Consider the following 13883-nt stretch of genomic DNA (forward strand, 5'->3'; position numbering starts at 1 on the left):
ACGACCCACCCAAGGAGATCAGGAATGGTTGTACGCAGGCTTTATTACTTTCTCAGCTTCGTCTGTTTGCCTCTGGTTCTGCTTTTGGGCTTTGTCTGGCACCCAGTGCATTGGCTCCTGATCATTCTGATCCCCTATGCGGTTATCGGAATGTACGATATTCTGACTACCAAGCATAACGTGCTAAACAACTATCCTGTGCTGGGCCATTTCCGGTACATGTTGGAGTTCGTCAGTCCCGAGATCCGTCAGTATTTCGTGGAAACCAACGAAAGCGGTCGTCCCTACAACCGGATCGTACGCAGCCTGATTTACTCCCGCGCCAAAGGTCAGGTCGATACTCAGGCCTTTGGTACACAATACGATATCACGACCGTAGGCTATCACCGCGCCAATCATTCGCTGGCCCCTAAACACGTGGATGAAAGCGAAGAACGTATAATGTTGGGCGGGCCGCAATGTGAAAAACCGTACAGCGCGTCGCGCCTGAACGTTTCGGCTATGAGTTTCGGGGCGCTTAGTGCCAACGCCATTCGGGCTTTGAATGGTGGGGCAAAAGATGGCGGTTTCGCCCATAACACCGGTGAGGGCGGGTTGTCTCCACATCATTTGGCCGAAGGCGGCGACATTTTCTGGCAGATTGGCACCGGCTATTTCGGTTGTCGGACGCCCGACGGAGGGTTTGACAAAGACAAGTTCGCAGAAAAGGCCACTAAGGACGTGGTCAAAGCGATCGAGATCAAGCTGTCTCAGGGGGCTAAACCCTCGCATGGTGGGGTACTGCCCGCGGCCAAGGTCGACAAAGAAATTGCTGAGATTCGGGGCGTGCCAGAGCATCAGGACGTCATTTCCCCGCCGGTTCATTCGGCCTTTGACGGCCCGACCGAGCTGCTCGAATTCGTCCAACATCTGCGTGAGATGGCAGGCGGAAAACCGGTCGGCTTCAAGCTTTGCATCGGCAACCCATCCGAATTCATGGCAATCTGCAAAGCGATGTTGGAGACTGGGATCCTGCCCGATTTCATCACCATTGACGGATCCGAAGGGGGCACCGGGGCTGCTCCGGTTGAGTTCACGAACCGCCTTGGCATGCCGTTGAATGAGGCGTTGATCTTCGTGAATAACTGCCTGAAGGGCGTGGGCCTGCGCGACAAAATCCGCATCATCTGTTCGGGCAAAGTGGCCACTGGCTACGACCTGGTCGAAAAATTCGCTCTGGGGGCCGACATGTGCAACGCCGCGCGTGCCATGATGTTTGCGGTCGGCTGCATTCAGGCGCTGCATTGCAACACCAACCGCTGCCCATCCGGTGTGGCGACCCAGGACCCGATCCGAGGGCGGGCCGTAAACGTGCCACAAAAGCGCAAGCGTGTTCATCGCTACCACGATGCCACGTTGGAGAGCTTTCGCGAGCTGCTGGGTGCAATGGGTAAATCAACAGTGGCCGAGCTTCACCCCCGTGACATCTTGCGCCGGACCGCCGACGAGCGGGAGCATTCCTACGCGCAAATGCACACGATCCTGGACGAGGGCGCACTGCTGTCAGATGCTATACCCGTTGAATTTGCCGATGATTGGAACCGCGCGTCAGCCCAGCATTTCTAGGGTCTATTGCAACGACGGTCGGGGGTTGTTGGCGGCGTGCGAGTGGATTTTGCGCACGCTCCACTCAACGGCATCGCGCATGGTTTTGCCGAGCGCGATGTCGAAAGCCTCTACCAGATCAGGGGTTTGATCGCTGGCCGAGACGACATATTCGCGGAATGAGCTTGAGGCGATGATTTTGTCTTCGAACTCGTCGATGATCTTGATGTTCATCCGCACCTCGACCCTTACCGACGTGGAATCCTCAGTTTCCGATACGACAAGACCCTGAAATTCGCGCAGGTCCGGTTGAATGACATAGTCCGCGCGCAGTCCGACCGTGGATCGACCCACCGCAGCAACCTTGCCTGAGTTCTCAAAGCTCTCGACCATCAGCGCCTGCACGATCAGCGGCGCGCGATCGACCCAGCGCGCTTGCGGCAGGTATTGCACCTGAAGCGCAGTGGGCTGAATGGCGATCTGGTCGGTGTTGACGGCGGCCGTCGCCGTCGGCTCTTGCACAACGATCTGCTTTTGGACCCGGGGCAGCGAAGAAGAAAACGTACTTTTTGGTGTCAGCAGATACAGGTTGTTGGGTTTTGAGGCCTGTCGCAGCGTACCAAGACCGGCGCAGGCCCCCAGCAACGTCAAAGACAGGGTCAGAAACAGGGTCCTAATCATTGACGGAACTCCGATGCTTGGGTGCCCAGCAGGAACCGTGCCGGGTCGCGTTCTATTCTGTCAGCCAAGCGGTCGAGGGAAATGACCAGCCGCTGCGCCTCTTCGACAAAACGGACGAATTGAGGCAGGCCAACGCGTAGGAAGTTCGACACCTGCCGGCTGTTGTCTTGTACGATCTTGTCGACCGTTCCCAGCAGCTCCTTCGCTGAGTTCGAGGCGCTGAGGACATCGTCCGAGATCTCGTCGATTTTATTGGTGATGTTTGAGACGGTCTCGGTCACCTGATTGGCCGCTTTGCGGATGTCTTCAGCCACAGGAGCCACGTCTTCGTCTATCACCCGGTTGGCCGTATCAAAGGCACGCTCGGCCGAGGCCAATACGCCTTTGGTCGAGTCCATCGCGGTGGTGATTGACGCCAGCGTGGTGTTGGCATTCGCCACAGTTTCGGTGATCACACCTAGCGAGACACTGGCCTCATTTGACAGCCGCGTCAGGTTCTCGGCCAGTTCCGAGCCGCGCTGAATAAAGGGCTTGATGTCTTCGGCCATGACGCTGTTTGCCGTTGTCAGGGTTGTTTTGGCTTCATCCAACGCGCCTGTCGCCGAGTCCGCCGCCGTTTTGACTGATTGCAGCGTCTCGTTTCCGGTCTGAAGCGTGGTTTCAGCCGCAGCGATCAGCGGGTCGAGACGTTTGGTGAACTCACCGATATCCTTGGCCGCATCGCCGATATTGCCGGAAACGGTTTCAAAATCCGACATGGTCTTGTCCAAACGCCCGGTGGCGGAGGCTAGGTTTTCGAGAATATCCGAGACGGCCTTGCGGTTCTTTTCATCGACGACCGAGTTCAACTCCTGCAACAAAGTGATCGCTTCATCGAGCACCTTCGGCGCGCCTTCGAACAGAGATTGAATTGTACTGCGTTTGCTTTTGATCACGCTGTTTTGCGGCAGACGGGCGGCGGTGGTCGATCCTCCTGTCAGTTCGACATAGCCAACGCCGGTAACGCCAAGCGACTGCAATTGGGCGATCGTGTCTTCTGTGACGGGGATATCTGCATCGACCTCAATCCTCACCCGCACTTTCGAGGGGTCGTCATCATCCAGATTTAAAGAGATCACCTGACCCACAGGAAGGCCGTTGAAACTGACCCCGCCAGCGGCCGACAGGCCAGAAACGTTGTCGAACAACACGTCATAGTAGGCGTATTGGCGGGTCACCTCGAACTTGGCGAGCCATAGGAAAAAGCCAAAAGCCCCCAATAGTGCTGCAAGGGTAAATGCGCCGATTAGAATATAGTTCGCTCGGGTTTCCATCGCCTTACCTGCCTTACCCCTTCTGCTGTGCCGCGCGGGCGCGGGGGCCTGTGAAGTATTCCTGAACCCAAGGATGGTCGACCTTGGTCATCTCTTCTATCGGACCTTCAACCAGTACGCGTTTTTCTGCAAGTACCGCGATGCGGTCGCAAATCGCATACAGACTGTCCAAATCATGGGTGACCATAAAAACCGTCAGGCCCAATGCCTGCTGCAACTCTCGGATCAACTCATCATAGGCGGCGGCACCGATTGGGTCCAAACCAGCAGTGGGCTCATCTAGAAACACGATCTCGGGGTCCATGGCCAAGGCGCGAGCCAGCGCGGCCCGTTTGCGCATCCCGCCCGAAAGTTCGGATGGAAACTTGCCGCAACTCAGCTGTGGCAGACCCACTAGGCTGATCTTCAATGCGCCCAGAGATTCCATCAGTTTTTCACTCAGGCCAGTATGTTCGCGCAGCGGGGCCATGACGTTCTGCAAAACGGTGAGCGAGGAAAACAGCGCACCATCCTGAAACGCCACGCCCCAGTGGCGTTCGATACGGCGGCGGTCTTCCTCGGGGCCATTCAGGACATCCACGCCCAGAACCTCGATGCTGCCTGCCGCTGGCGTGTTCAACCCCACAATCGTCCGCAGCAGTACCGATTTACCGGTGCCCGAGCCGCCCACGATGCCCAAGACCTCACCCCGCCAGACATCGAGATCCAGATTGTCGTGGACAACCTGCGGCCCGAACTGATTGCGCAGCCCGCGCACGCGGATCACCGCCTCGCGTTGCGCATCTGCCTGAGTGGTCTGATGTTGCACCGTGCCGTCCATGTCAGATCCCAATCTCAGAGAAGAAGATCGAAAACAGGGCGTCGATGGCGATCACCATGAAGATCGACTGCACGACCGAGGCCGTGGTGCGCTGACCCACGCTCTGGGCCGAGCCTTTGACCTGCATGGCCTGCCAGCAGGCGATCACGCCGATGACCAGCGCGAAGAAGGGCGCTTTGATCAACCCAACCGCCAATTGCCAAACATCGGTGCTTTCGTTCAAACGGGTGACGAACATACCGGGGCTGATGCCAAGGTCGATCCAGCTCATCAATCCGCCGCCGAAAAGGCCCGCAAGATCGGCGACAAAACCCAGGATTGGGAGCATGATCAAAAGGGCCAGGACACGCGGCACCACCAGCACCTCGATCGGGTCCAGACCCAGCGTGCGCATGGCGTCTATTTCCTCCTGCACCTTCATCGACCCGATTGAGGCGGTAAAGGCCGACCCCGACCGACCGGCAACAATGATAGCGGTCAGAAGGATCCCAAGCTCTCGAAGTACAGAGATCGAGATCAGCTCGACCACGAAAATCTCGGCCCCGAATTGTTTCAGCTGCGTGGCCCCCTGAAAGGCCAGAACAACGCCGATCAGAAACCCCATCAACGCCACGATGGGCAGGGCCTTGAACCCGGTTTCCTCCATATGCGTAAACAGGGCGGCCCGGCGCAGACGCCAGGGCATGACCAGTGTGCGCCCAAGCCGATGCAGCGTTAGACCCAGGAACCCAAGGATCGAGAGCGTGTCCTTCCACGCGCCAACTGTTTTCTGACCCACGCTGGCGACCCAATCCACGGCATTGCGAGGCGGGGCCAGTTTTCCGGGATGGTCTGGGATGTTCTTCGATACGGTCTCGATCAGCGCGGCATGGGCCGGTTGAACGCCCCGGAATTCCAGCTGAGCGCCAGCCTTCGTGAACCGCTTTGCAAGATCCGCAACCAACCACGCGCCGCTTGTATCCAATGCTTCGACACCCGAAAGGTCCAGTGTCACATGCCCGCCCTCTGGCTGAATGCCCGCAAAAGGCCCCTCAACCGGAGCAAGCAATTGCGTCAGCATTTCGCCTGCAATACGGATCCGGGTGCAATCGCTTTCGCGTTCGGCAGAAATGGTTGGGCTGCTCATATCTGTATGTGATGCAAAAAAGCCTGAATCTGCAATGGTTGTATGCCTTTGTTGCCGGATTTACAAATTTGGGATTGCGAGGCTGCGACACTTGCGGCTTGCACGCCACGGTTGTTCGGCGCGGACCTGCTTGCCGATTGTGGGACAAAGTAACCGGCTGGGCGTTCGCCTCTACACCAAGTCTAAATCTGATGCTACGGATAGGTCGCAAGGAGGGCGATCTTGACCGTTAGTGAAAAGCGCATCAAAGCGATGACGACCGCCGGGCTGAATTTAATCGGTCAGGCACTGTCGATCTACGATAACAAACTGCGTCTTGTTCTCAGCAATCGGCGCTTTCAAGAGATGTTCGGCCTTCCCGACGACCTTGTGCAACCGGGCGCGTTGTTTCGGGACACGATCCATTATTTGGTCACCCGCGGAGAATACGGGCCCGAGGGCGATGTAGACGAAATGGTGCAGCAGCGCGTCGAGCAAGCCATGGCGTTTGAGCCGCATTACATGGAGCGTGTCCGCCCAAACGGGCAGGTTGTCGCTGTTGAGGGTTCGCCGCTGCCTCAGGGTGGTTGGGTTGCTGTGTACACCGATATCACAGGCACCAAACGCGCCGAAAACTTGCTTCGCGCCCGATCCGAGGAGCTTTCCGACCAACTGCTCAGCCATACCGAGGAACTTTCGGCCACCAACCGTAAGCTTGCCGCCACCATCGCCGCGTTGGAAGAGGCCAAGCGCGAACTGACCGAGATCGAAGCCCGCACGCGCATGACGACCGAGATGATGCCCGCCCATATCGCGCATCTCGATGTCGAGGGGCGCTACGATTACTCAAACCGGCGGCTCAGCTCCGTGCTGCCGGGTCGCCCATCTGATATTCTAGGGCTGCATATCTCCGACGCCCTTGGCCGACACGCCTTTTCACGAGTCGAGCCGCATCTGTCAAAAGCCTATGGCGGCGAAACGTCCGTTTTCGAGTTCACGGAAGAGCAGGATTCCCGCCGCATTCGCGTGTCCTTTACCCCTGATGGAGAAGGTGGCGTTTATATTATGTCCGTAGACATCACCGAGGAAACCCAAACCCGCGTCGCGCTGCAACAAACGCGCCGCCGCGAGATGGCCGCGCAGATGACCAGCGGGTTAGCACATGATTTTTCCAACTTGCTGACCATCATTCTGGGGATGCAGGGGCGGCTGGATAAGATGAACCTTCCCGATGAAGCGCATGAGTTGATTGCGGCGACCCGTCAGACTGCGCAGCGCGGTGGGCAGCTTTTGAACCGGATCGCGGATATGACGGGGAACCGGACGCCGCAGCCCAAGGCGACGGATATGCTGCAATTGCTTGAGGACCTGCGTATTCTCGCCTCGCCTTCCCTGCCGCGCGGGGTGGGGCTGTCGGTGGTCAACACTCTGCCGGATCAGGCCCTGATGCTGGATCCCGGTATGGTGCAGGATGCCTTGCTGAATTTGGTGCTGAATGCGCGCGATGCTTGCGGCAACAATGGTCAGATCACCATCAGCGCTCATGCGATTGGCGCGATTTGGGTGGAAATTACGGTCTCTGATACTGGGCCGGGGTTCTCGCCCGAAGCGCTGGACAAAGCCCTCAATCCGTTTTTCACCACCAAGGGCAGTGACGGATCCGGCCTTGGTTTGCCAATGGTCTATGACACGGTGAAACTGGCCGGAGGGGACCTGAGCCTGAAGAACACACCCTCGGGCGCGTCGGTTGTATTGCGGCTTCCGTACCGCCCTGCGCCCCCCATGCGCGGCGGAATGGTTCTGCTGGTCGAAGATAATCAGGACTTGCGCCTCCAGTTTCGTGACATGCTGATCGACTTTGGGTTTTCGGTCATCGAGGCAACCTCGGTCGACGAGGCATTGACGCTGGTGAGCGAACTGGACGACATCGTGCTGGTCCTGTCCGATATCCGGTTGGAAGGGGAGGCAACCGGGCTGGACCTGATGGAGCGTCTCAAACCCCGGCTGCCATGTATCTTGATGACGTCGTTGCCATCGACTGATCCTGTGTTGAAGCGCGCGATCGGTCGGGTGCCCGTCTTGCACAAACCGTTCACTCCCAAACAACTTTCGGCTTTGATCCGAACCGAGGCTGCGTGATGACCCAACCGTTGGTGACCATTCTCGACGATGAGCCCGAGATCCGCCATATTCTGACAGAGACCCTGCAAGACGCAGGTTTTCGAACCCAGAGCTTTTCACGCGCCCGCGAATTCGAGGCTGCGTTAAACCGAGTGACGCCCGATGTCTGCCTGGTCGATCTGTCTCTGCCAGATACAGATGGTCTTGCGCTGGTGCATCGTCTAGCCTTGGAGCAGGGCGCCGCAGTCATCATCATTTCAGGACGCGCGCAGGTGCAGGATCGGGTCACCGGGTTAGAGCTTGGGGCTGACGACTATATCACCAAACCGTTCGACCCTGCTGAGGTCGTGGCGCGCGTGCGGGCGCGGTTGCGGGCGCCAAAAGGGCAGGTGGCGCATTCGGAGACGGCCAGTTTCAACGGTTGGGTCGCGCATTTTGACCGCTATGTTCTTGAGGATCAAAACGGCGCAGAAACCGGTTTCAGCCATGCAGAAGGTGAAGTGCTGCGTCTGTTTCTCGAAAGTCCGAAACGTCTGATTAGCCGTGCCCAGATGCAGGAAACGCTGGGCGGCGCAGCAGGTGAGAGCTTTGATCGTGCAATGGATGTGCGTATTTCCCGCCTCAGAACCAAGCTGGGCGAAGATCCCAAGAACCCGAGATTGATCAAAACGATCTATGGCGCGGGCTATATTTTCCTGGGCGATGTGGTCTGGCACTGAAGGTCCCGGTGCGCGCATTTGACCCTGCTTCAAGTATATCTGCACGGGTGGGCTGGAATCTTGGGCTTGTCCTGATTAACTAAAGCGACCTCGACGACCGAGGGGCAGAGGTACAAGGCACCTCTGTTTAACCGTGCGGTTGCCCGATAAGGGCGGCGACACCGACGATCTGGAGTGTGAAATGATCGGCAAGGCCTGGGCAAAATGGCGATCGGGCTATATAGGCCGGCTTGTCGTGGAAAGTCTGCGCAAGCAAGGATGGATGTACGGCATCGCGATGGGTGCGATGGTAATCGTTGCTGCCACGACCGCTGGTACGGCTTGGATGATGGAGAACATCGTTGATGCCATGACCACCCCGGAAATGAGGTCTCAGGCACATTGGATCGCGCTTCTTGTTGTCGGGTTGTTCGGCGCTAAGGCGTTCGCTTCCTATATTCAGTCGATTTTTTTGGCGCGCGCGGGGAACCGAATTATCGCAGTCCAGCAGGAGCGGTTATACAATCGGCTTCTACAGCGCGGCATTGGGTATTTTGCCGAGATTGAATCCTCGAACCTGTTGATGAGGGTCACCGCAGGGGCGGGTGCCGCCCGGAACCTGGTAAACATCATCGTGACCAGCTTCGTACGCGACGCGCTGACGCTTGTTGGTCTGGTTATTGTCATGATTTATCAGCAACCGCTGCTTTCCGTGCTGTTTTTCGTCGTTGGTCCGGTTGCTTTGATCAGCGTGCGCTACCTTTTGAAGAACGTACGGCGAATTATGCAGGCCGAGTTGAAATACCTTTCCGAGATCATCCAGGTCCTTCAGGAAACGTCGAACGGGATCAAAGTTATCAAGGTCTTCAGCCTTGAAAACCGCATGACCGATCGGATGAACACTGCGATCAAACGCGTCGAGAAGCGTTCGAACGACATCGCCTCTTTGCAGGCCATCGCCAGCCCGCTGATGGAATTTCTGGCCGGTCTTGCTGTTGCCGGCATTCTGGTTGTCAGTACTTTGGGGATCGGAGGGTCTGAGCCTCCGACGGCGGGTCAGCTGATGTCGTTTATCACGGCCCTGCTGATGGCCTATGAACCCGCCAAACGCTTGTCGAAAATGAGGGTTTCGATCGAGACCTGCATGGTACCGATTGGTCTGATGTTCGAGCTTCTGGATGAACAGGATTCTATGCAGGAGCATTCAGAACCTAAAGAGATGGTTAAAGGTCCGGGCGAAATTCGCTTGCGTGATGTGACCTTCGGGTATCAGGGGGCAATACCCGTTATCAAGGATATGGATGTCACTTTCGAAGCAGGAAAAACCACGGCCCTTGTAGGCCAATCCGGCGGAGGAAAGTCCACGATTTTCGGCCTGATCATGCGATTTTATGATCCTAATCAGGGCTATGTTGAGATTGACGGCCAGGATTTGACCGAGGTCAGCTTTGCATCGCTTCGCCGAAAAATATCCTATGTTGGGCAGGACACGTTCCTGTTCTCAACCACCGTCATGGACAATTTGCGCTATGTAGCGCCCGACGCGACGGATGAAGAAATTGTCGCAGCTGCGCGAGCAGCGCATGCCCATGACTTCATCTCTCAGTTGTCAGAGGGCTATGACACTCAGGTTGGGGAAAACGGAGCTTTTCTTTCCGGAGGTCAGAAACAGCGGATCGCAATTGCTCGGGCAATTTTGCGCAAAGCGGAAATCCTTCTGCTGGATGAGGCCACAAGTGCGCTGGATGCAGAATCCGAAACTCTGGTCAAAAAGGCATTGGACAAGCTGACGGAAGGGGTCACGACAATCGTAATTGCCCACCGGCTATCGACGATTCTGGAAGCGGACAACATCATGGTCGTTCAGGATGGTCAAATTGTTGAGCAAGGGACCTTGAATGTGTTGCTGGAAGAAAACGGTGCGTTCCGACGGCTGTTTGACCAGCAATTTAAAAAGCCTACTTCCTAATCGGTCTGCGTCTTCCCGCGACTTCAATGTATTGAAAGTGATGAAATGATCAAGCCTGCACTATTCCCGCAGCGCTTGATCTTTAATCTTCACGACCGGTTGGATCAAGTAGTCCAGAACGGTTTTACGCCCAGCCAGAATATCGACCTCGGCAACCATGCCGGGAATGATTTCAACAGCAAGCCCCGAGGCGTCGAGCATCGTACCATTCGTCCGGATCTCAATGACAAAGACCTCTTCATCATTGCGTTCAGACCGGGTGATAGTGTCTGCACCAATACGAACAATTTCCCCGTCCAGCCCGCCGTAGCGGGCGAAATCATAGGCGGTGATTTTGACTTTGACGGGCTGTCCAGCGTGAAGAAACGCGATATCTTGCGGGCGAATATAGGCTTCGACCAGTAAACTGTCATCCAGTGGAACGATCTCGACCAACTCCTCCCCGGTGCGCGCAAGACCACCAATCGTGGTACGGTGGATGCGGTTTACGATGCCGCGCGCCGGAGATTGAACCTTTGCGCGGGACGCCCGATCCTGCAAAGCTGGTAGCATTGGTTCTAGAGCGGAAAGTTCAGCTGTCGCGAGGGCGAGGTCGGTCAGAGCATTGCTCCGAAATCTACTGCGCGCCGCTCGGATTCGGTCATCAATCTCTTCCAGACCAGTTTTTAGTCGGCTGGTCGCAGCTGCGGCTCTGACCCGGCGACCTTTCCATTCTGCCTCACTGCGCCTAAGCGCTAAAAGCGTGGTCGCGGGCTCCATTTTGCTGGCGACCAGAGGCGCCATCATTGCCCTTTCCTCAGCCAGAACATTCAATGTCTCTTCGGCGGTGACCTGATCCACCAATCCTTCTTCGTATTCCTTATCGCGTTGTTGTTGCTGTCGCAGCAAAATATCAACTTCAGCCTGCAGTTCGGCTTGCCGACCCTGATACAAAGCCCTTTCAGATTGAACGACATCCGGGGCGCCTGTGACGAGCGCAGCGTCAAACTGAAGGTCCCGCCCCTCGATCTCGGACTGTAGCCGCTGGATCCGAGCCATCAGGCCAAAAGCACGTTGTTGTTCCTGATTCAACTGACTGTCGATTTGGGTCGTGTCGAATTCCATCAACAAGGTGCCGGCTTGAACCACTTGACCTTCTCGCACGTGCAGTGCCTTCAAAACACCTGGCTCTGTTGCTTCGATGATCTGGATGTCTCCAGATGGCACGATCCGGCCATCCACGCGGGTTACGTCGTCCAACTCGGTCAGATGCGCCCAAAGCCCGGTCGTGAGGAGGCATGCGAGAATTGCCACAAGCAGAAGAGAGTTTCGCAAAGGTGAAGTTCCGCGCGTCGCGCGTGCCAATGAGGCAAGATCATGATGCTGCGACATTCAGGTGCCTCCTGTTTTGACTTGCATGTTGTGAAAGAAGGCTTTTGGGCCCGTCTTTCGCAATTTGACCGTCGGCAATGACAATAACGCGGTCCACCAATTCCAAGAGGCTAGGACGGTGCGTGACGATCACCATTGTCGTGTCCGGGGTCGCCTGCTTGAGGCGGGTCAGAACGCGCGCTTCGGTTTGAACATCCATGGCGCTCGTTGGCTCATCCAGCAGTAAAACCGATGGCTTGCCAATCATGGCTCGCGCCAAGGCAATCGCTTGTCTTTGCCCACCAGAAAGCCCTTCACCCCGTTCCGCAAGCTGTTGATTATAGCCTGCTGGATGGCTAGCTACGAAGTCTTCAACTCCGGCAATATACCCGGCTTCAACTACTTCTTCGTCGTTTGGTCTGATAGCGCCACTGGCGATGTTTTCGCGGATAGAGCCGGAAAACAGCCAAACATCCTGTAGAACAGAGCCGACACCGCGCCTTAGGTCGCCTGGGTCAATTTGCCGAATATCCAACCCATCCAGCATGACCGACCCGACCCGAGGCGCATAGAGGCCCAGCAACAGTCGCGCAATTGTGCTTTTGCCCGAGCCAATTTGGCCAAGAATTGCGACTTTCTCACCGGGGTTGATGGTGAAGGAAACACCTTTCAACGTATCTTCGGATTGATCCGGGTATGTGAAATGAACGTTGCTAAACGAGATTGCACCTTTGAAGCTTGAACGACTGATCCAGGTTCTGCCTTCTGGTCTCTCGCTATCTGCTCGCATAATCTGGTTGAGGTTTCGAAAAGCGCTGCGCGCCTGATTGTACCGCGTCAAAGTTTGCGCCAATTGCCCCAGAGGGGCCAAGGCACGGCCGGTCAACATGACAGCGGCGATCAAGGCACCCATGCTGGCTTTTCCTTCCATGACCAGGAACACACCATAGAAAACGATCAGAACTTGCGCCGCCTGTTGCGTGAGGCCGGTCAGGTTCAGGGCGAATTGTGCAATCGCGCGACTGCGAACTCCGTGGTTCGATTGTCGTTCTATCGCGCTTTCCCAACGGGTACGCATCTGACGATCAGCAGAGGTGGTTTTTATGGTTTCGAGGCCAGAGACGGTCTCAACAAGAACCGATTGTTTGGATTGACCATCCTTGAATTGGCGTTCGGCCAACCGCGATAGGATAGGTTGGGCGAGCAATCCGGAAATCAGCACGATGGGTACCGCCATCGCAGGAACGATGGCCAGCGGGCCGCCCACCAGGAAGATCACGAAGACAAACAGAGCGATGAAGGGTAGGTCGACGATCACAACCAATGTTGCGGACGTGAAAAACTCGCGCAGGGTTTCGAACTCGCGAACTGTATTTGCCGTCGCGCCGGTCGATCCGGTGCGAGATTTCATTTGAATATCGAGTAACTTGTCAAAAATGCGCCGTCCCATCAGCCTATCAGCCTTTTGGCCGGCCTGATCAATGAATCCAGCTCTTAGAATCTTGAGTAGGAAATCGAATCCAAGGGCGAGGCCTACGCCTATGGTCAGTGCAATCAGAGACTCCGTTGCTTCGTTGGGAAGAACGCGGTCATAGACGACCATGATGAAGATAGACGTTGAAAGCCCTAGAAGATTGGCGAGCGCCGCTGCGAGAATGACTTGGCAATAGGACCATCGACTGGACGCCAAAGCAGACCAGAACCAATGTCCAGACCTTTGGGCCTCGCTATTCTTCAAGATATCTTGATGATCTCGGCGAAATAGGATTGCATAGCCGGTATAGGCTTTGTCCAACTGCGTTTCCGGAATTGTCCCGGTTCCGGGCCCGATGCAAGGGTCGTACACCAACAGCATGCCGTCGTCGCTGCGCCCATGATAGACAACGGATCGTCCCCCCTCCAGCAACAGTATGGCTGGTGACAAATCGTCATCCAATTTGCTCAGTAAGCGTGCGCCATACCCTGCCTGAAGACCGCTTTGGCGTGCAAGCGCCAGTGCATCACTTATCGAGAGACCATTTTCCAATTCTGACTGCGCGGCAAAGAGAGACGCTTTTGTTATTGGGCGTTCAAGTGTCTCACCCACATGCAGAATACATGTTTCGAGTTCTGTCAAACGTGATGTGTCCGGTTGGGTTTCGTGCGGCGTCATGAATCAGTTCCTCTCCGGCAAGTTAGGGCAGCGAAGAATTGGAATGCGTCCGCTGATCGGATCTGTTTTCGGTTTTGTTGCGTCGTATGG

General features: G+C 56.3%; 10 protein-coding genes. 4 read left to right on the forward strand and 6 right to left on the reverse strand.

The features are described from left to right. Positions 1–24 precede the first annotated feature (24 nt). Positions 25–1605 carry an FMN-binding glutamate synthase family protein gene (locus ACRZ95_RS11530; protein ID WP_170675821.1) on the forward strand — a complete coding sequence of 527 codons (1581 nt, stop codon included), beginning with the start codon at positions 25–27 and terminating at the stop codon, positions 1603–1605. 3 nt (positions 1606–1608) lie between these two features. Here ACRZ95_RS11530 and ACRZ95_RS11535 read toward each other — a convergent pair whose 3' ends face one another. The 4 genes from ACRZ95_RS11535 to ACRZ95_RS11550 are packed head-to-tail and all read right to left on the reverse strand — an operon-like array spanning position 1609 to position 5524. Beyond that, complete coding sequence (locus ACRZ95_RS11535) at positions 1609–2265, reverse strand: ABC-type transport auxiliary lipoprotein family protein (RefSeq protein WP_170378328.1); 657 nt, start codon at positions 2263–2265, stop codon at positions 1609–1611. Further along, on the reverse strand, positions 2262–3578 hold the full coding sequence (locus ACRZ95_RS11540; protein ID WP_170378326.1) for an MlaD family protein: 1317 nt from the start codon (positions 3576–3578) through the stop codon (positions 2262–2264). Before ACRZ95_RS11540 ends, ACRZ95_RS11535 begins: the two co-directional genes overlap by 4 nt. A gap of 13 nt (positions 3579–3591) precedes the next feature. Next, positions 3592–4398 (reverse strand): ABC transporter ATP-binding protein, encoded by an 807-nt coding sequence (locus tag ACRZ95_RS11545; protein WP_170639677.1) that lies wholly within the window; start codon positions 4396–4398, stop codon positions 3592–3594. A 1-nt stretch (position 4399) separates the two neighbouring features. Beyond that, complete coding sequence (locus ACRZ95_RS11550; RefSeq protein WP_170675820.1) at positions 4400–5524, reverse strand: ABC transporter permease; 1125 nt, start codon at positions 5522–5524, stop codon at positions 4400–4402. A 252-nt stretch (positions 5525–5776) separates the two neighbouring features. Between ACRZ95_RS11550 and ACRZ95_RS11555 the strand changes: the two genes are divergently transcribed. The 3 genes from ACRZ95_RS11555 to ACRZ95_RS11565 all read left to right on the forward strand — a co-directional run bounded on the left by ACRZ95_RS11555 (position 5777) and on the right by ACRZ95_RS11565 (position 10291). Continuing rightward, entirely contained in the window at positions 5777–7642 is a 1866-nt protein-coding gene (locus tag ACRZ95_RS11555; protein ID WP_170676136.1) for a PAS-domain containing protein, read from the forward strand. After that, positions 7642–8343: a response regulator transcription factor gene (locus tag ACRZ95_RS11560; protein ID WP_170675819.1), complete on the forward strand. Its 702-nt coding sequence runs from the start codon at positions 7642–7644 to the stop codon at positions 8341–8343. The genes ACRZ95_RS11555 and ACRZ95_RS11560 overlap by 1 nt, the downstream gene beginning before the upstream one ends. A gap of 181 nt (positions 8344–8524) precedes the next feature. Then, positions 8525–10291, forward strand: coding sequence for an ABC transporter ATP-binding protein (locus ACRZ95_RS11565; RefSeq protein ID WP_170675818.1), 1767 nt, complete (start codon positions 8525–8527; stop codon positions 10289–10291). A gap of 60 nt (positions 10292–10351) precedes the next feature. Here ACRZ95_RS11565 and ACRZ95_RS11570 read toward each other — a convergent pair whose 3' ends face one another. Together ACRZ95_RS11570 and ACRZ95_RS11575 are read right to left on the reverse strand one after the other, a co-directional pair. Continuing rightward, positions 10352–11662 carry an HlyD family type I secretion periplasmic adaptor subunit gene (locus ACRZ95_RS11570; protein ID WP_170675817.1) on the reverse strand — a complete coding sequence of 437 codons (1311 nt, stop codon included), beginning with the start codon at positions 11660–11662 and terminating at the stop codon, positions 10352–10354. Next, a complete protein-coding gene (locus ACRZ95_RS11575) occupies positions 11646–13793 on the reverse strand; it encodes a type I secretion system permease/ATPase (RefSeq protein WP_170675816.1) in 2148 nt (715 codons plus the stop codon). The genes ACRZ95_RS11570 and ACRZ95_RS11575 overlap by 17 nt, the downstream gene beginning before the upstream one ends. Positions 13794–13883 lie beyond the last annotated feature (90 nt).

This window comes from Ruegeria sp. AI3 (genome assembly GCF_056541245.1).